This is a genomic window from Pseudomonas sp. SD17-1, from assembly GCF_029201585.1.
Lineage (GTDB): Bacteria > Pseudomonadota > Gammaproteobacteria > Pseudomonadales > Pseudomonadaceae > Aquipseudomonas > Aquipseudomonas palmensis.
The window spans coordinates 349,065-367,158 of the sequence record NZ_CP104044.1; the positions used below are offsets into that span (position 1 = coordinate 349,065).

The 18,094-nt window shown below is 66.2% G+C and carries 13 protein-coding genes; 11 read left to right on the forward strand and 2 right to left on the reverse strand.

The annotated features are described in order from the left end of the window. Nucleotides 1-44: 44 nt before the first annotated feature. The 11 genes from hutH (at nucleotide 45) to N0B28_RS01685 (ending at nucleotide 13,964) form a co-directional block, all read left to right on the forward strand. Entirely contained in the window at nucleotides 45-1,577 is a 1,533-nt protein-coding gene (gene hutH, locus N0B28_RS01635; RefSeq protein WP_275730019.1) for a histidine ammonia-lyase, read from the forward strand. Nucleotides 1,578-1,670: 93 nt separating this feature from the next. After that, nucleotides 1,671-3,065 (forward strand): amino acid permease, encoded by a 1,395-nt coding sequence (locus N0B28_RS01640; protein ID WP_123753321.1) that lies wholly within the window; start codon nucleotides 1,671-1,673, stop codon nucleotides 3,063-3,065. A 15-nt stretch (nucleotides 3,066-3,080) separates the two neighbouring features. Next, nucleotides 3,081-4,313: an imidazolonepropionase gene (hutI, locus tag N0B28_RS01645; protein WP_054915777.1), complete on the forward strand. Its 1,233-nt coding sequence runs from the start codon at nucleotides 3,081-3,083 to the stop codon at nucleotides 4,311-4,313. Continuing rightward, on the forward strand, nucleotides 4,298-5,101 hold the full coding sequence (gene hutG, locus N0B28_RS01650) for an N-formylglutamate deformylase (RefSeq protein ID WP_054915776.1): 804 nt from the start codon (nucleotides 4,298-4,300) through the stop codon (nucleotides 5,099-5,101). Before hutI ends, hutG begins: the two co-directional genes overlap by 16 nt. Before the next feature lie 171 nt (nucleotides 5,102-5,272). Beyond that, nucleotides 5,273-6,244: a prolyl aminopeptidase gene (pip, locus tag N0B28_RS01655; RefSeq protein ID WP_275730023.1), complete on the forward strand. Its 972-nt coding sequence runs from the start codon at nucleotides 5,273-5,275 to the stop codon at nucleotides 6,242-6,244. Further along, nucleotides 6,241-6,678, forward strand: coding sequence for a D-aminoacyl-tRNA deacylase (gene dtd, locus N0B28_RS01660; protein ID WP_088514678.1), 438 nt, complete (start codon nucleotides 6,241-6,243; stop codon nucleotides 6,676-6,678). Before pip ends, dtd begins: the two co-directional genes overlap by 4 nt. A 262-nt stretch (nucleotides 6,679-6,940) precedes the next feature. Further along, the gene (locus N0B28_RS01665) at nucleotides 6,941-8,656 is read left to right on the forward strand and encodes a glucan biosynthesis protein G (protein WP_078479895.1); all 1,716 of its coding nucleotides are present in this window, start codon (nucleotides 6,941-6,943) and stop codon (nucleotides 8,654-8,656) included. Continuing rightward, entirely contained in the window at nucleotides 8,649-11,222 is a 2,574-nt protein-coding gene (gene mdoH, locus N0B28_RS01670) for a glucans biosynthesis glucosyltransferase MdoH (RefSeq protein WP_275730027.1), read from the forward strand. The genes N0B28_RS01665 and mdoH overlap by 8 nt, the downstream gene beginning before the upstream one ends. A gap of 175 nt (nucleotides 11,223-11,397) precedes the next feature. Beyond that, complete coding sequence (locus N0B28_RS01675) at nucleotides 11,398-12,198, forward strand: transporter substrate-binding domain-containing protein (RefSeq protein ID WP_043862230.1); 801 nt, start codon at nucleotides 11,398-11,400, stop codon at nucleotides 12,196-12,198. A gap of 76 nt (nucleotides 12,199-12,274) precedes the next feature. Then, nucleotides 12,275-13,237 carry an amino acid ABC transporter permease gene (locus N0B28_RS01680; protein ID WP_043862170.1) on the forward strand — a complete coding sequence of 321 codons (963 nt, stop codon included), beginning with the start codon at nucleotides 12,275-12,277 and terminating at the stop codon, nucleotides 13,235-13,237. Next, a complete protein-coding gene (locus N0B28_RS01685; RefSeq protein ID WP_043862229.1) occupies nucleotides 13,230-13,964 on the forward strand; it encodes an amino acid ABC transporter ATP-binding protein in 735 nt (244 codons plus the stop codon). Before N0B28_RS01680 ends, N0B28_RS01685 begins: the two co-directional genes overlap by 8 nt. Before the next feature lie 85 nt (nucleotides 13,965-14,049). On the opposite strand, the gene N0B28_RS01690 is transcribed toward N0B28_RS01685, so the two are convergent. After that, entirely contained in the window at nucleotides 14,050-15,981 is a 1,932-nt protein-coding gene (locus N0B28_RS01690; protein ID WP_275730029.1) for a methyl-accepting chemotaxis protein, read from the reverse strand. A gap of 139 nt (nucleotides 15,982-16,120) precedes the next feature. After that, nucleotides 16,121-18,037, reverse strand: a complete 1,917-nt coding sequence (locus tag N0B28_RS01695) for a methyl-accepting chemotaxis protein (protein WP_275730031.1) — start codon at nucleotides 18,035-18,037, stop codon at nucleotides 16,121-16,123. Nucleotides 18,038-18,094: the final 57 nt, after the last annotated feature.

Consider the following 18,094-nt stretch of genomic DNA (forward strand, 5'->3'; position numbering starts at 1 on the left):
GAATTCATGACGGGCGTGAACGCCTTTCGAGACGGAGCAATAACGTGACCCAACTGACCCTGAAGCCTGGCACCCTGACCTTGGCTCAGCTGCGTGCGATCTACCAGCAACCGCTGACCCTGCAACTGGACGCCAGCGCCGACCAGCAGATCGAAGACAGCGTGGCCTGCGTCGAGCAGATCCTTGCCGAGGACCGCACCGCCTACGGCATCAACACCGGTTTCGGCCTGCTGGCCTCGACCCGCATCGCCAGCCACGACCTGGAGAACCTGCAGCGCTCGCTGGTGCTGTCCCACGCCGCCGGCGTCGGCGCGCCGCTGGGCGACGCCCTGGTGCGCCTGATCATGGTGCTCAAGGTCAACAGCCTGAGCCGTGGTTTTTCCGGCATCCGGCGCAAGGTGATCGACGCGCTGATCGCCCTGATCAACGCCGAGGTCTACCCGCACATTCCGCTCAAGGGCTCGGTGGGCGCCTCCGGCGACCTCGCACCGCTGGCGCACATGTCGCTGGTGCTGCTGGGCGAAGGCAAGGCCCGCCACAAGGGCCAATGGCTGCCGGCCACCGAAGCGCTGGCGGTAGCCGGCCTCGAGCCGCTGACCCTGGCTGCCAAGGAGGGCCTGGCCCTGCTCAACGGCACCCAGGCGTCCACCGCCTATGCGCTGCGCGGGCTGTTCGAAGGCGAAGACCTGTTCGCTGCCGCCGTTGCTTGCGGCAGCCTCACCGTCGAAGCGGTGCTGGGCTCGCGCTCGCCCTTCGATGACCGCATTCATCAGGCCCGCGGCCAGCGTGGCCAGATCGACTCGGCCGCCTGCTACCGCGACCTGCTGGGCGACGGCAGCGAAGTGTCGGCCTCGCACCAGAACTGCGGCAAGGTGCAGGACCCGTACTCCCTGCGTTGCCAGCCACAGGTGATGGGCGCCTGCCTGACCCTGTTGCGCCAGGCCGCCGAGGTACTGGTGGTGGAGGCCAACGCGGTGTCCGACAACCCGCTGGTATTCGCCAAGGAGGGTGACGTGATCTCCGGTGGCAACTTCCACGCCGAGCCGGTGGCCATGGCCGCCGACAACATGGCCCTGGCCATCGCCGAAATCGGTTCGCTGAGCGAGCGGCGCATCTCGCTGATGATGGACAAGCACATGTCGCAGTTGCCGCCGTTCCTGGTGGCCAATGGCGGGGTCAACTCCGGCTTCATGATCGCCCAGGTCACCGCCGCCGCGCTGGCCAGCGAGAACAAGGCGCTGGCGCATCCGCACAGCGTCGACAGCATTCCCACCTCGGCCAACCAGGAAGACCACGTGTCGATGGCCCCGGCCGCCGGCAAGCGCCTGTGGGAAATGGCCGAGAACACCCGCGGTGTGCTGGCCGTGGAATGGCTGGCCGCCTGCCAGGGCCTGGACCTGCGCACCGGCCTCAAGACCTCGCCCAAGCTGGAGCAGGCGCGCCAGGCCCTGCGTGGCCAGGTCGCGCACTACGACAAGGACCGTTTCTTCGCCCCCGACATCGAGGCGGCCATCGCCCTGCTGGCCGCGGGCACGCTGACCGGCCTGCTGCCGGCCAAGGTGCTGCCCAGCCTCTGACGCCACCGGCTGGCCGTGCAGGCCAGCCGTCTGCCGCGCGAACCCTGGCGGGTTCGCGCTGCTTTTCGCCTACAAAAAAAACAGGAACGCGAAATGCAATCTCAAGCACAAGGTCTCAAGCGCGGGCTTACGGCCCGGCACATTCGATTCATGGCACTGGGCTCGGCCATCGGCACCGGGCTGTTCTACGGTTCGGCCGCGGCCATCCAGATGGCCGGCCCGGCGGTGCTGCTGGCCTACCTGATCGGCGGCGCGGCAGTGTTCATGGTGATGCGTGCACTGGGTGAAATGGCCGTGCACAACCCGGTGTCCGGCTCGTTCGGCAAATACGCCAGCACCTACCTGGGGCCCATGGCCGGCTTCGTGCTGGGCTGGACCTACGCCTTTGAAATGATCATCGTGTGCCTGGCCGACGTCACGGCCTTCGGCATCTACATGGGCTTCTGGTTTCCCGAGGTGGCGCGCTGGGTGTGGGTGCTGGGCATCGTGTTCCTGATCGGCGGGCTCAACCTGTGCAACGTCAAGGTGTTCGGCGAGATGGAGTTCTGGCTGTCGCTGCTCAAGGTCGGCGCGATCGTGGCGATGATCCTGGCCGGTTTCGGCATCATGGCCTTCGGCCTGGCCAATGCCGAGGCGGGCAACACGGTGGGTATCGGCAACCTGTTCGATCACGGCGGCTTCATGCCCAACGGTGTCGGCGGCCTGATCGCCTCGTTCGCGGTGGTGATGTTCGCCTTCGGCGGCATCGAGATCATCGGTATCACCGCCGGTGAAGCCAAGGACCCGCAGCGCGTGATCCCCAAGGCGATCAACGCCGTGCCGCTGCGCATCCTGCTGTTCTATGTGCTCACCCTGTTCGTGCTGATGTGCCTGTACCCCTGGCCGCAGATCGGCAGCCAGGGCAGCCCGTTCGTGCAGATCTTCAGCAACCTGGGGATCGGTTCGGCGGCCACGGTGCTCAACATCGTGGTGATCTCGGCGGCGGTGTCGGCCATCAACAGCGATATCTTCGGTGCCGGGCGCATGATGTACGGCCTGGCCGAGCAGGGCCACGCGCCCAAGGGCTTCTCGAAGATCTCGCGCCACGGCGTGCCGTGGATGACCGTGCTGGTGATGGGCGCTGCGCTGCTCGGTGGCGTGGTGCTCAACTACCTGATTCCGGAAAACGTGTTCCTGCTGATCGCCTCCATTGCCACCTTTGCTACGGTATGGGTGTGGCTGATGATCCTGGTGACCCAGGTGGCCATGCGCCGCAGCATGAGCCGCGAAGAGGTCGCGCAACTGAAGTTCCCGGTACCGTTCTGGCCGTATGGGCCGGCCGCAGCCATCGCCTTCATGCTGTTCGTGTTCGGTGTGCTGGGCTACTTCCCCGACACCCAGGCGGCGTTGATCGTCGGCGTGGTGTGGGTGGTGTTCCTGGTGGCCGCCTACTGGCTGTGGTGCAAGCCGCGTGGCACGGTCACGCAGCCGGTGTCGACGCCTCAATAGTTACGGAGACTGTGCATGAAAACCCTCTGGCAGCACTGCCATGTGGCAAGCATGGCGCACGGCGCCTACTCGATCATCGAGGACGCGGCCATTGTCACCTGCGCCGGGCGCATCGAATGGATCGGCCCGCGCCAGGCGCTGGCAGACCCTGTGCCTGACAGCACGGTCGACCTGGGCGGCGCCTGGGTCACCCCCGGGCTGATCGACTGCCACACCCACGCGGTGTTCGGCGGCAACCGCAGCGGCGAGTTCGAACAGCGCCTGCAGGGCGTGAGCTACGCCGAGATCGCCGCCCAGGGGGGTGGCATCGCCAGCACCGTGCGCGCCACCCGCGCCGCCAGCGAAGACGAGCTGTATGCCAGCGCCCTGCGCCGGGTGCAGGCCCTGATGCGTGATGGTGTGACCACCCTGGAGATCAAGTCCGGCTACGGCCTGGACCTGGACAACGAGCGCAAGATGCTCAAGGTGGCGCGCCGGCTCGGCGAAACGCTGCCGCTGACCGTGCGCAGCACCTGCCTGGCGGCGCATGCCTTGCCGCCCGAGTACGCCGAGCGCGCCGACGACTACATCACTCACATCTGCGAGCAGATGCTTCCGGCGCTGGCTGGCGAAGGGCTGGTGGACGCGGTGGATGCGTTCTGCGAATACCTGGCGTTTTCGCCGGCGCAGGTCGAGCGGGTGTTTCTCAAGGCCCGCGAGCTGGGCCTGCCGGTCAAGCTGCATGCCGAGCAGCTGTCGTCGCTGCACGGTTCGAGCCTGGCGGCGCGCTACCAGGCACTGTCGGCCGATCACCTGGAGTTCATGGACGAGGCCGATGCCATCGCCATGGCCCAGGCCGGTACGGTGGCGGTGCTGCTGCCGGGGGCGTTCTACTTCTTGCGCGAAACCCAGCTGCCGCCGATGGACGCGCTGCGCAGGCACGGCGTGAAGATCGCGATTGCCAGCGACCTCAACCCCGGCACCTCGCCGGCCTTGTCGCTGCGCCTGATGCTGAACATGGCCTGCACCCTGTTTCGCATGACCCCCGAAGAAGCCCTGGCCGGTGTCACCGTGCATGCCGCCACGGCGTTGGGGCTGGGCGACAGCCATGGCTCGCTGGAGGTCGGCAAGGTGGCCGACTTCGTGGCCTGGGACATCGAACGGCCGGCAGACCTGGCCTACTGGCTGGGCGGCGACCTGCACAAGCGGGTGGTGCGCCACGGCGTTGAACTGACCGATAAAGGGGAGGCTGCATGGACAAGGTCGTGAGTTTTCACCAGGGTACGCTGCCGCTGCTGGTCAGCATTCCCCATGCCGGGCTCAGGCTGACCCCGGCGGTCGAGGCCGGGCTGGTGGACGAGGCCAGGGGCCTGCCGGACACCGACTGGCACATTCCGCGCCTGTACGCTTTTGCCCGTGAGCTGGGCGCCAGCGTGGTGGTGGGCGAGTATTCGCGCTTCGTCATCGACCTGAACCGGCCCGAGGATGACCAGCCGCTGTATGCCGGCGCCACCACCGGGCTGTTCCCGGCCACGCTGTTCGAAGGGCAGCCGCTGTTCAAGGCGGGGCTGGAGCCGAGTGCGGCCGAGCGGGCGGGCTACCTGGAGGCCATCTGGCGGCCGTATCACGACACCCTCACCGGCGAGCTGGCGCGCCTGCGCGAGCAGTTCGGCTACGCGTTGCTGTGGGATGCACACTCGATCCGCTCGGTGATCCCTCATCTGTTCGACGGCACGTTGCCGGACTTCAACATCGGCACCTTCAATGGCGCGAGCTGCGATGCGGCGCTGGCCGAGCGGGTCAGGGCGGTGGCGGCCGGCGCGCAGGGCTACAGCCATGTGCTCAACGGGCGCTTCAAGGGCGGGCACATCACCCGTCACTATGGCGCCCCGGCCAACAACGTGCATGCGGTGCAGATGGAACTGGCGCAGTGCAACTACATGGAGGAGGTGGCGCCGTTCACCTACCGCGACGATCTGGCGCAGCCGACCCAGCGGGTGCTGGAGCAGATGCTGGTGGCGATGCTGGGGTGGGGGCGCGAGCGTTACCCGGCATAGGACCGCGGCGCTGCCTTCGCCGGCAAGGCCGGCTCCTGCAGACGGTTGCGAACCGGTAGGAGCCGGCCTTGCCGGCGAAGGGGCCCGAAAGCCGAACACAGGTACATGCTCAAAGCGCATTTCGGGTTTATGATGCCCAACGGCAGCCTATTTCCCCACACGGAGTGCGTAATGCAGACCTTGTACCCGCAGATCAAACCCTACGCCCGGCACGATCTGGCCGTGGAAGCACCGCATGTACTGTACGTCGATGAAAGCGGTTCCCCGGAAGGTCTGCCCGTGCTGTTCATTCATGGCGGCCCGGGCGCCGGCTGCGATGCGCAAAGCCGCTGCTATTTCGACCCCAACCTGTACCGCATCGTCACCTTCGACCAGCGCGGCTGCGGTCGCTCCACCCCGCACGCGAGCCTGGAAAACAATACCACCCAGGCCCTGATCGAAGACATCGAGCGTATCCGCGAGCACCTGAACATCGAAAAATGGGTGCTGTTCGGCGGTTCCTGGGGGTCGACCCTGGCCCTGGCCTACGCCCAGACCCACCCCGAGCGCGTGCACGGGCTGATCCTGCGCGGCATCTTCCTGTGCCGCCCGCAGGAAATCGAATGGTTCTACCAGGCGGGTGCCAGCCGACTGTTCCCCGACTACTGGCAGGATTACATCGCGCCGATCCCGGCCGACGAGCGCGACGACCTGGTCAAGGCCTTCCACAAGCGCCTTACCGGCAACGACCAGATCGCCCAGATGCACGCGGCCAAGGCCTGGTCCACCTGGGAGGGCCGCACCGCGACGCTGCGTCCCAACCCGCTGGTGGTCGACCGCTTCTCCGAGCCGCAACGTGCCCTGTCGATTGCCCGCATCGAATGCCACTACTTCATGAACAACGCGTTCCTGGAGCCCGACCAGCTGATCCGCGACATGCCGCGTATCGCCCACCTGCCGGCGGTGATCGTGCACGGTCGCTATGACGTGATCTGCCCGCTGGACAACGCCTGGGCGCTGCACCAGGCCTGGCCCAACAGCGAGCTGAAAGTGATTCGCGACGCCGGCCACGCCGCCTCCGAGCCCGGCATCACCGATGCATTGGTGCGCGCCGCCGACCAGATTGCCCGGCGCCTGCTCGACCTGCCGCTGGAAGAAGCGTGAAGGGCCTGCTGCAACGCGCGCGTGGCGCGCGGGTAGAGGTCGACGGCGAGATCGTCGGGTCCATCGACCAGGGCCTGCTGGTGCTGGTCGCCGTCGAGCCCGGCGACACCCCGGCCCACGCCGACAAGCTGCTGCACAAGCTGCTCAACTACCGGGTGTTCAGCGACCCCCAGGGCAAGATGAACCTGTCGCTCAAGGACATCGACGGCGGCCTGCTGCTGGTATCGCAGTTCACCCTGGCTGCCGACACCCAGAGCGGCCTGCGCCCGAGCTTTTCCACCGCCGCGCCACCGGCACTCGGTGCCGAACTGTTCGACTATCTGCTGGCCCAGGCGAGGCTCAAGCACCCCACGGTGGCGAGCGGGCGTTTCGGTGCGGACATGCAGGTTCACCTGGTCAATGATGGCCCTGTGACATTTATGCTACAAATATGAAGGTGAAAAGGCCGCTGCTTGCATGAAAACAGCGGCTTTTCAGCATAAATAGTTGCTTGGCCCTGATGCGTTGTAACGCGGCCTGCTGGATAATCGCGCGAAATGTGGGCCTGCGTTCGCAGGCCCGTTTTACTCTGACTTGAGCATCGTCCGGAACCGTTTGGGGAATCATTGTGCCCTTTCGGAGTCCGAACAGTGCTCGCCAACCCGGCATACGTCGCTGGCCGTTGGTTCTTTGATCTGTTTTCGGCGAGGGTTGCTCGTGATTGTAAGTCCCTGTAATGCACCAAGAACTTCCGCCAATCGGCTGCGCAAGGCCTTCGTGGCAGCCTCTGCACTGGTCTGCCTGCTCAGCGCGGGCCAGCTCTGGGCGTTCAACCTCGACGACGTGGCAGCCAAGGCCAAAGACCTGGCCGGGCAGAAGTACGAAGCACCCAAGAGCAACCTGCCGGCCGTGTTCCGTGACATGAAGTACGGCGACTACCAGAAGATCCGCTTCCTGCAGGACAAGGCCGAGTGGGCCCAGGACAAGACCCCGTTCAAGCTGTCGTTCTACCACCAGGGCATGCACTTCGACACGCCGGTACGCATCAACGAAGTCACCGCCAACAAGGTGCAGGAGATCAAGTACGACCCGAGCCGCTTCGACTTCGGCGACGTGCAGTTCGACCCCAAGGCCACCGACAAGCTCGGCTACGCCGGCTTTCGCGTGCTGTACCCGATCAACAAGGCCGACAAGCAGGATGAAATCATGACCCTGCTTGGCGCCAGCTATTTCCGCGTGGTCGGCAAGGGCCATGTGTATGGCCTGTCGGCCCGTGGCCTGGCCATCGACACCGCGCTGCCGTCGGGCGAGGAGTTCCCGCGCTTCACCGAGTTCTGGGTCGAGAAGCCCAAGCCGACCGACAAGCACCTGGTGATCTACGCGCTGCTCGATTCGCCGCGCTCCACCGGCGCCTACAAGCTGACCCTGCGCCCGGGCACCGACACCATCGTCGACGTCAAGTCCAGGGTGTACCTGCGTGACCACGTCAGCCGCCTGGGCATCGCCCCGCTGACCAGCATGTTCCTGTTCGGCGGCAACCAGCCGTCCAAGGTGCCCAACTACCGCCCTGCGCTGCACGACTCCGAAGGCCTGTCGATCCATGCGGCCAACGGCGAATGGCTGTGGCGCCCGCTCAACAACCCCAAGCACCTGGCCGTGAGCAACTTCAGCGTCGAGAACCCGCGTGGGTTCGGCCTGCTGCAGCGCCAGCGCGAGTTCAGCCAGTTCGAAGACCTCGACGACAACTACCAGAAGCGCCCGAGCGCCTGGATCGAGCCGAGCGGCGACTGGGGCAAGGGCACCGTCGACCTGGTCGAGATCCCGACCGCCGACGAGACCAACGACAACATCGTGGCCTTCTGGAGCCCGGAAAAACTGCCTGAGCCCGGTGTGGCATCCGAGTTCAACTACCGCCTGCACTGGACCATCGACGAGTCCGAGTTCCACTCGCCGAACCTGGGCTGGGTCAAGCAGACCCTGCGCTCCACCGGTGACGTCAAGCAGTCCAACCTGATCCGCCAGCCCGATGGCAGCATCGCGTTCCTGGTCGACTTCGAGGGCCCGGTGCTGGCCGCCCTGCCGGAAGATGCCAACGTGCGCAGCCAGGTGACCACCGACGACAACGCCGAAGTGGTCGAGAACAACCTGCGCTACAACCCCGAGATCAAGGGCTGGCGCCTGACCCTGCGCCTGAAGGTCAAAGACCCGAGCAAGGCCACCGAAATGCGCGCCGCGCTGCTGCGCGACGTGCCGGTCGAACAGCCCAAGCCGGCCAAGCCTGCCAAGCAGGACAAGGCCGCTGCCAAGCACGCCAAGCAGGAAAAACCTGCCCAGCCGCCAGCCGCCGATGCGGCGACCACCACCGGGACACCGGCCACCACCGAACAGGTGTTGACCGAGACCTGGAGCTATCAGTTGCCTGCCGATGAGTAACTCTTCACAAAGGCCGGAATCGCTTGGCGAGTACCTGGCCCATCTGCCCCTGAGCGACGAGCAGCGCGCCGAACTGGCCAGCTGCAATTCGTTCAGCGAGCTGCACCGACGCCTGTCGGCGCAGCCGCCGGTGGGTGAAAACGGTTCGGTACAGGGCTCGGTGGGCAGCCGCCTGACCCTGGACAGCGCCGCGGAACTGGAAGAGGCCGAGATGCTCGCCCTCGACGCCAGTGGCCGGGTGTGCCTGAAGGCCACCCCGCCGATCCACCGCACCCGGGTGATCCCCGAGCCATGGCGCACCAACATCCTGGTGCGCGCCTGGCGCCGGGTCACCGGACGTACCAACGCGCCGGCGCCTGAACAGCGCGAGCTGCCCAAGGCGCGCTGGCGCTGGGTGGGTTCGATGCGCCGCTACATCCTGCTGGCGTTGATGCTCGGCCAGACCGTGGTCGCCGGCTGGTACATGAAGGGCATCCTGCCGTACCAGGGCTGGTCGTTCGTCGACCTCGACGAAATCATGCACCAGTCGTTCATGCAGACCGTCACCCAGGTGTGGCCATATGCGCTGCAGACCAGCATCCTGATCCTGTTCGGCATTCTGTTCTGCTGGGTGTCGGCCGGTTTCTGGACCGCGCTGATGGGCTTTCTGGAACTGCTCACCGGGCGTGACAAGTACCGGATTTCGGGCAGCAGCGCCGGCAACGAGCCGATCGAGGCCGGGGCGCGCACCGCACTGGTGATGCCGATCTGCAACGAAGACGTGGCTCGGGTGTTCGCCGGCCTGCGTGCGACCTTCGAGTCGGTGGCGGCCACGGGCAACCTGGACCGCTTCGACTTCTTCGTGCTCAGCGACACCAACGACACCGACATCGCCGTGGCCGAACAGCAGGCCTGGCTGGACGTATGCCGCGAGGCCAAGGGCTTCGGGCGCATCTTCTACCGTCGCCGTCGTCGCCGGGTCAAACGCAAGAGCGGCAACCTCGACGACTTCTGCCGTCGCTGGGGCGCGGACTACCGCTACATGGTGGTACTCGACGCCGACAGCGTGATGAGCGGCGAATGCCTCACCAGCCTGGTGCGGCTGATGGAAGCCAACCCCGACGCCGGGATCATCCAGACCGCGCCCAAGGCGTCGGGCATGGATACCCTGTATGCGCGCATGCAGCAGTTCGCCACCCGGGTGTACGGCCCGCTGTTCACCGCCGGCCTGCACTTCTGGCAGCTGGGCGAGTCGCACTACTGGGGCCACAACGCGATCATCCGCATGAAACCCTTCATCGAGCACTGCGCCCTGGCGCCGTTGCCGGGCAAGGGCGCCTTCGCCGGTGCGATCCTGTCCCACGACTTCGTCGAAGCCGCACTGATGCGCCGTGCCGGCTGGGGCGTGTGGATCGCCTATGACCTGCCGGGCAGCTATGAAGAGTTGCCGCCCAACCTGCTCGACGAGCTCAAGCGCGATCGGCGCTGGTGCCACGGCAACCTGATGAACTTCCGCCTGTTCCTGGTCAAGGGCATGCACCCGGTGCACCGTGCGGTGTTCCTCACCGGGGTGATGTCGTACCTGTCGGCGCCGCTGTGGTTCTTCTTCCTGGTGCTGTCGACCGCGCTGCTGGCGACCAACACCCTGATGGAGCCGCAGTACTTCCTCGAACCGCGTCAGCTCTACCCGCTGTGGCCGCAGTGGCACCCGGAAAAAGCCATCGCGCTGTTCTCCACCACCATCGTGCTGCTGTTCCTGCCCAAGCTGCTGAGCATCATCCTGATCTGGGCCAAGGGCGCCAAGGAGTTCGGCGGGCGCATCAAGGTCACCCTGTCGATGCTGCTGGAGATGCTGTTCTCCATGCTGCTGGCGCCGGTACGCATGATCTTCCACACCCGCTTCGTGCTGGCCGCGTTCCTGGGCTGGGCCGCGACCTGGAACTCGCCACAGCGTGACGACGACTCCACCCCGTGGAGCGAAGCGGTGCGCCGGCATGGCCCGCAGACCCTGCTGGGCGTGGCCTGGGCGCTGCTGGTGGCGTGGCTGAACCCGAGCTTCCTGTGGTGGCTGGTGCCGATCGTGGGCTCGCTGATGCTGTCGATCCCGGTGTCGGTGATTTCCAGCCGCACCAACCTGGGCCTGCGCGCCAAGGACGAGAAGCTGTTCCTGATCCCTGAGGAATACGCCACGCCGCAGGAACTGCTGGCCACCGACCAGTACACCCACGAAAACCGCTGGCATGCGCTGAAGGACGGTTTTGTGCGGGCCGTGGTCGACCCGCAACAGAACGCCCTGGCCTGTGCCCTGGCAACCGCGCGCCATGGCGTGGCGGAGGTGGTCGAGCGCAACCGCGCCGAGCGCATCGCCAAGGCCCTGGAAGTCGGCCCGGCCGCGCTGGATGGCACCACGCGCCTGGCGCTGCTCAGCGACCCGGTCGCCCTGGCACGGCTGCACAGCCGCGTGTGGGCCGAAGACAACCGCGCCTGGCTGGATGTGTGGCGTGAGTCGATTGCCAACGACCCGCACTCGCCACTGCTGCCGCTGCACCCGCAGCACGAGGGGCAGGCCGCACTCGCCGGGGCCTGATCTGCGGGCCCCTTCGCCAGCAACGCTGGCTCCTACAGGTCATCCGTGCCGTTGTAGGAGCCGGCTTTGCCGGCGATGTTTCACTCCTTTTTCTGATACCAACAACGCCCCCCATGCGTTAGCATCCCCCCCGATAATAAAACTCGAAGTTTTCCTGCTGGGGGATCTGGTGATGATGAAAAAGTATCTGTCGATGCTGATGATCGGCGTCGCGGCACTGATGACGGTGAACGCTGCACAGGCAGCCGGCGCCATCGATGACGCGGTCAAGCGCGGCACCTTGCGCGTAGGCATGGACCCTACCTACATGCCGTTCCAGATGACCAACAAGCGTGGCGAGATCATCGGCTTCGAAGTCGATATCCTCAAGGCCATGGCCAAGTCCATGGGCGTCAAGCTGGAAACCGTCTCCACCGCCTACGACGGCATCATCCCGGCCCTGATGACCGACAAGTTCGACATGATCGGCAGCGGCATGACCCTGACCCAGGAGCGCAACCTCAAGCTCAACTTCAGCGAACCCTTCATCGTGGTCGGTCAGACCCTGCTGATCCGCAAGGAGCTGGCCGGCGAGATCAAGACCTACAAGGACCTGAACAACGAGAAGTACCGCCTGACCTCCAAGCTCGGCACCACCGGTGAAATGGTCGCCAAGAAGCTGATCGGCAAGGCCAAGTACCACGGCTACGACAACGAGCAGGAAGCGGTGATGGACGTGGTCAACGGCAAGGCCGACGCCTTCGTCTACGACGCCCCGTACAACGTGGTGGCAGTGAACAAGGCCGGCGCCGGCAAGCTGCTGTTCCTCGACGAGCCGTTCACCTTCGAACCGCTGGCCTTCGGCCTGAAGAAGGGCGACTACGACAGCCTGAACTTCATCAACAACTTCCTGCACCAGATCAAGCACGACGGCACCTACGATCGAATCCACGACAAGTGGTTCAAGGACACCGCCTGGCTGAAGGACATGGAATAAGGCCGCGGCCCCACGCCCGGTTCGAAACCCGACGCGCAGGCTGGCCCTGCGCGTTCGCTTTTACGGAAGTACCCCCGTGATCAAACACAAGAAAGCCCAGTGGCCCTGGCACGGGCTGACGGCGCTGGTCCTGATCGGCCTGGCGCTGAGCCTGTATTACGCAACCTCGGTGATCTCCTACGAGTGGCGCTGGAACCGTGTGCCGCAGTACTTTGCCTATCAGGCCGAAGTTGCCCAGCGCGCCGCCGAAAACGGCGTGATCGAGGCGATCGAGCGCAAGGGCGACATGGCCCGCGTCACCTTGCGTGACGAGAGCGGCGCCGAACAGGTGCTGAACGTCGAGCAGGCCAGCCTGCAGATGGACCGTGGCGACGACGTGGCCGAGGGCGACCTGATCGGCGTGACTCACCAGTGGGCCGCCGGGCCGCTGGCCTGGGGCCTGTTCACCACCTTGTGGATCTCGGTGGCGGCGGGGGTGCTGGGGCTGGTGATCGGCCTGTTCGCCGGCCTGTGCCGGTTGTCCAGCAACCCGACCCTGCGCGACCTGTCGACGGTGTATGTGGAGCTGGTGCGCGGCACGCCGCTGCTGGTGCAGATCTTCATCTTCTACTTCTTCATCGGCACCGTGCTCAACCTGTCCCGCGAGTTTGCCGGGGTGGCGGCACTGGCGCTGTTCACCGGCGCCTATGTCGCCGAGATCGTGCGCGCCGGGGTGCAGTCGATTGCCCGCGGCCAGGGCGAGGCGGCCCGTTCGCTGGGCCTGAGCGCCGGCCAGTCGATGCGCCACGTGGTATTGCCGCAGGCGTTCAAGCGCGTGCTGCCGCCGCTGGCCGGGCAGTTCATCAGCCTGGTCAAGGACACCTCGCTGGTGTCGGTGATCGCCATCACCGAACTGACCAAGAGTGGCCGCGAGGCGATCACCACCTCGTTCTCCACGTTCGAGATCTGGTTCTGCGTCGCCGGGCTGTACCTGCTGATCAACCTGCCGCTGTCGCATTTCGCCAGCCGGCTCGAGCGGAGGCTTGCGCAAAGTGATTGAAGTCCGTGACCTGGTAAAAGTCTTCGACACCCGTGGGCAGGTGGTGCGTGCGGTGGATCACGTCAGTACCGACGTGGCCAAGGGCGAAGTGCTGGTGGTGCTGGGCCCGTCGGGCTCGGGCAAGTCGACCTTCCTGCGCTGCCTCAACGGCCTGGAAACCTTCGACGAGGGCACCGTGGCCATCGACGGCCTGCAACTGGCCGACCCGAAGACCGACGTGAATGCCTACCGGCGTGAAGTCGGCATGGTGTTCCAGCACTTCAACCTGTTCCCGCACATGACCGTGCTGGAGAACCTGTGCCTGGCGCAGAAGGTGGTGCGCAAGCGTGGCAAGGCCGAGCGTGAGGCCAAGGCGCGTGCGTTGCTGGAGAAGGTGGGCATTGCGCAGAAGGCCAACGAGTTTCCCTCGCGCCTGTCTGGTGGCCAGCAGCAGCGCGTGGCGATTGCCCGTGCGCTGGCGATGGAGCCGAAGGTGATGCTGTTCGACGAGCCGACCTCGGCGCTGGACCCGGAGATGGTCGGCGAGGTGCTGGACGTGATGAAGACCCTGGCCCTGGAAGGCATGACCATGGTCTGTGTGACCCACGAAATGGGCTTTGCCCGGGAAGTGGCGGACCGCGTGCTGTTCTTCGACCACGGCAAGTTGCTGGAAGATTCGCCACCGGAGGCGTTCTTCACTGCGCCGAAGGACCCACGAGCCCAGGCGTTCCTGCGCCAGGTGCTGTAACCGCAGCGTGGCCTTCGCCACCAAGGCTGGCTCCTGCAGGGTTTCGCCGCACCTGCAGGAGCCAGCCTTGCTGGCGAAGAGGCCGTTACAGGCTGAACCGCCCGACCAACGTCTGCAACTGCCCCCCCAGCCGCGCCAGCTCCACGCTCGACGCCGCAGTCTGCTGGCTCGCCGTGGTCGTCTGATCGGCAATATCTCTCACCGTCATCACATTGCGGTTGATCTCCTCGGCCACCGAGCTCTGCTCTTCACTGGCCGTGGCGATCTGCTGGTTCATGCCCTGGATGCTCGACACTGTCTCGGTGATCTGCCCCAGCGCCGCGCCCGCCCGCCGGCTCAGTTCGACGCTGTCGCGGCTCAGGTCGCGGCTGCTGTCGAGCAGGTGCACCACCTGCGCCGTACCACTGTGCAGGTTGCCTATCAGCTCCTCGATCTCCTCGGTGGACTGCTGGGTACGCTGGGCCAGGCCGCGCACTTCATCGGCCACCACCGCAAAACCACGCCCGGCCTCGCCCGCCCGCGCAGCCTCGATGGCGGCATTGAGCGCCAGCAGGTTGGTCTGCGACGAAACCGACTTGATCACATCCAGGATGCTGCCGATACGCTCGCTCTCCTGGGCCAGCTGCTGCATGGCCAGGATCGACTCCTCCACCTGGCTGGCCAACTGCTCGATCTGCCCGATGGCGTCGTTGACCACCTGGTTGCCTTCGCGCGCCTGGCTGTCTGCGGCAGTGGCTGCCGCCGAGGCGAACTCGGCGTTGCGCGCCACCTCCAGTACCGTGGCGGCCATCTCGTTCATCGCGGTGGCCACCTGGTCGGTCTCGTCCTTCTGGTTGCCGGTCATCACCTGGGTGCGCTCGGCGACACTCGACAGCTCGCCCACCGCAGCGGTCAGCTGGCCGGTGCCCTGGCCGATGCCACCGATCAGCTCGCGCAGGCTCAGGGCCATCTGCTGCATGCTGTTCTGCAACTGCCCCAGCTCATCCTGGCGTGATACCCGCAGGTCGCTGCGCAGGTCGCCCTTGGCGATGCATTGCGCCGCTTGCAGTGTGCGTCTGAGCGGTTCGGTGATTTGGCGCGTGATCAGCCACGCGGCCAGGCTGCCGAGTACCAGCGCCAGCAAGGCGATGACGCTGAGCATGCTGCGCGCCTCGAGGGCTTCTTCGTCGCGCAGCTGGATCTGGTGTCGGGTCAGTACGCGACTGGCATCGCGCAGCTGGTTGCCCATGGCCTCCAGCCCGCCCTGAAGCTGCTCTACCGCGATGGCGGCCTGGCGGTAGCGGTCCAGCAACTGCACATAGCTGGCGAGCGCGGCGGTAGTGGCCTGCAGGTCGCTGGGCGGCAGGTTGCGCCTCAGATCGGCCAGGCTGGCCTGGGCGGCGCCGAGCGCGCTGGCACCCACCTGTTCGAAGGCACTCAGCGGGCTGAAGGTATAGGCCGGGGCGCGGCTTTGCTGGCCGGCGGTCTCGATGTGTCGTGCAAGCGTTGCGAACAGGCGCTGCTCCGAGGCCTGCCGTTCGCTGCCCTGGCGCTCGCCCAGCAGGGTCTTCTGCTCCAGCGTGTCGATGCCGTCGAGCAGGCGCTGCTCCTGTTCACGCAGGGCGGTTTCGTGCGTATGGCGCGTGCCGACGGCCTGCTGCAAGGTGTCGAAGTCGCGCACGAACTGGCCGACCACCTGCTGATTGGCCGTGATCACCTGGCGGTCGGCCGCATCGTCGAACTGCCCCAGCATGCTCTGCAGCAGGCGCTCCAGTTCGGTCAGGGTCGCGCTGATCCTGCGCCTGCTCTCGTCGTCCGCCAGCACCCGGTAGGTGATGCGCTCGGCACGCAGGTCCTTGCTCAGGTCGTTGATCGCGGCAATCTGGGTGAGGCGCTGCGAGCTGTCGATGGATTCGTTCAGTGCATGCCAGCCGCCCAGGGTGGTCGCCAGCGTCAGCAGCAGGACGCTGGCAAATCCCAGGGCCAGCTTGAGCCTGACGCTCAGGTTGCCAAGCATCCGGTACAAAGGTGCGAACATGACGGTTCTCCAGTGAAATGAGGGATGTAGCGCCTGGATAGGGTCGGGCGCAGCTACCTGTGCTCATCGGCCACTGGAGGCCAAGCTGGACCTGCAAATGCTGTAGGAAAATTCCCATCTTGCAGGCGGAAAATTCCACCTAGAGTTGGAAGCGCCCGACCAGCGCCTGCAATTGAACCCCCAGGCGTGCCAGCTCGATGCTGGAGGCCGCGGTCTCTTCGCTGGCGGCGCTGGTCTGGTCGGACACGTCGCGCACGTTGATCACGCTGCGGTTGATTTCCTCGGCCACTGCACTTTGCTGTTCGGCCGCGGCCGCAATCTGCTGGTTCATCGCCTGGATCGACGACACCGTGGTGCTGATGGTGGCCAGCGAGGTGCCGGCGCGTCGGGTCAGCTCGACGCTGCTCAGGGTCAGCTCGCGGCTGTTGTCCAGAATCCCGGCGACCTCGGAGGTGCCGCGGTGCAGGCCGGCGATCAGGCCTTCGATCTCTTCGGTGGATTGCTGGGTGCGTCGGGCCAGGCCGCGTACCTCGTCGGCGACCACGGCGAAGCCGCGCCCGGCCTCGCCGGCGCGGGCGGCCTCGATGGCCGCGTTGAGGGCCAGCAGGTTGGTCTGCTGGGCTACCGACTTGATCACGTCGAGCACGCTGCCGATCTTGTCGCTTTCGGCCTTGAGCTGGGCCATGGCTTCGCCGGAGTGGTCGACCGCCGCCGCCAGGCGCTCGATCTCGTCGATGGCCTCGCTGACCACCCGATCGCCTTCGCCGGCCTGCTGGTCGGCCAGGGTGGCGGCCTCGCTGGCCTGCTCGGCATTGCGCGCCACATCCTGCACGGTAGCGGCCATTTCATGCATGGCAGTGGCCACCTGGTCGGTTTCGACCTTCTGCGTGCTGACCCCGCTGCTGGTCTGCTCGGTCACGGCCGAGAGCTGCTCGGCGGCGCTGGCGATCTGGGTCACGCCCTCGCCGATGCCACCGACCAGCTCGCGCAGGCTCACGGTCATGCGCTGCATCGCACGCTGCAGCTCGCCCAGCTCGTCGCGTCGCTCGGCCACCAGGGTCTGGCTCAGGTCGCCGCCGGCCACCCGTTCGACCAGGCGCAGGGTCTGCTGCAGGGGCGTGGTGATCTGGCGGGTGATCACCCACGCGGCCGCGATGCCCAGCAGCAGCGCAATGGCGATCGCCAGGCCCAGGTTGTAGCGTGCCTGCAGGGCCTGCTGGTCGACCAGCTCGGTCTGCGACTGGGTCAGCTCGTCGCTCACCTCCAGCAGGCTGTCGCCCAGCTGTGCCAGGTGCTGCAGGGCCGAGTCGCTGGCGCTGCGCGCCGCGCTGAAGTCGAGCACGGCGGCGCGGTAGTCGGCCAGTGCCCCCGCGGCGGCACGCAAGGTGTCGCGATAGGTGCTCGGTAGCCTGTCGGGCAGTGCGTCAAGCTGGCTGGCCGCCTGGTCGATGGCGGCCAGTGCCGGTGCCTCGAATTCGGCGCGGCCGCTGTAGGTGTAGCCGCGCAGGTGAAAGCGGGCCTGCTGGATCTGCTGGTCCACCGTCACCAGGCTGGCGTAGGCGCTGAAGTCGGCACGCTCGCGCAGGGCCTGCCCGACTGGCGCCAGCAGCACCACCGCGCGTTCGGCGCTGCTGCCCAGGGCGTCGCGTGCCTGCTGGCGCGCCTGCACCGTGGTCTGCAGCTCGGCGAAGGTGCGCCGGTACTGGTCGAGGGTGTTTTCCTGGCGTTGTACCCGGGCAAGGTTGGCCGGCACGTTGAGGCGTCGCTGCAGGTAGGCCAGGCGCTCGGCCACGTCGTCCAGCTCCTTGTCCATCTGCTGGCCGACGGCAGGCTCAAGGTTGCGCTCGTAGACCAGCCGCTGGTTGCGCACATCCTGGATCTCCTTGTTCACCGCCCCGATGTCGGTGAGCTTGTCGCTACGGTCGGCAAGGTCTTCCAGGGTGGTCCAGCCGATCAGGGCGATACCCAGCGTCAGCAACAGAACCAGGGCAAAGCCCAGGGCCAGTTTCAGTTGAATGCTCAGGTTGCCCAGCATCCGATTCATCGTCACAAGCATGGTGGCTCTCCAGGTACGAGGTTCAGACGCACCCGTGGGTGCGCCAATGCGAACGCA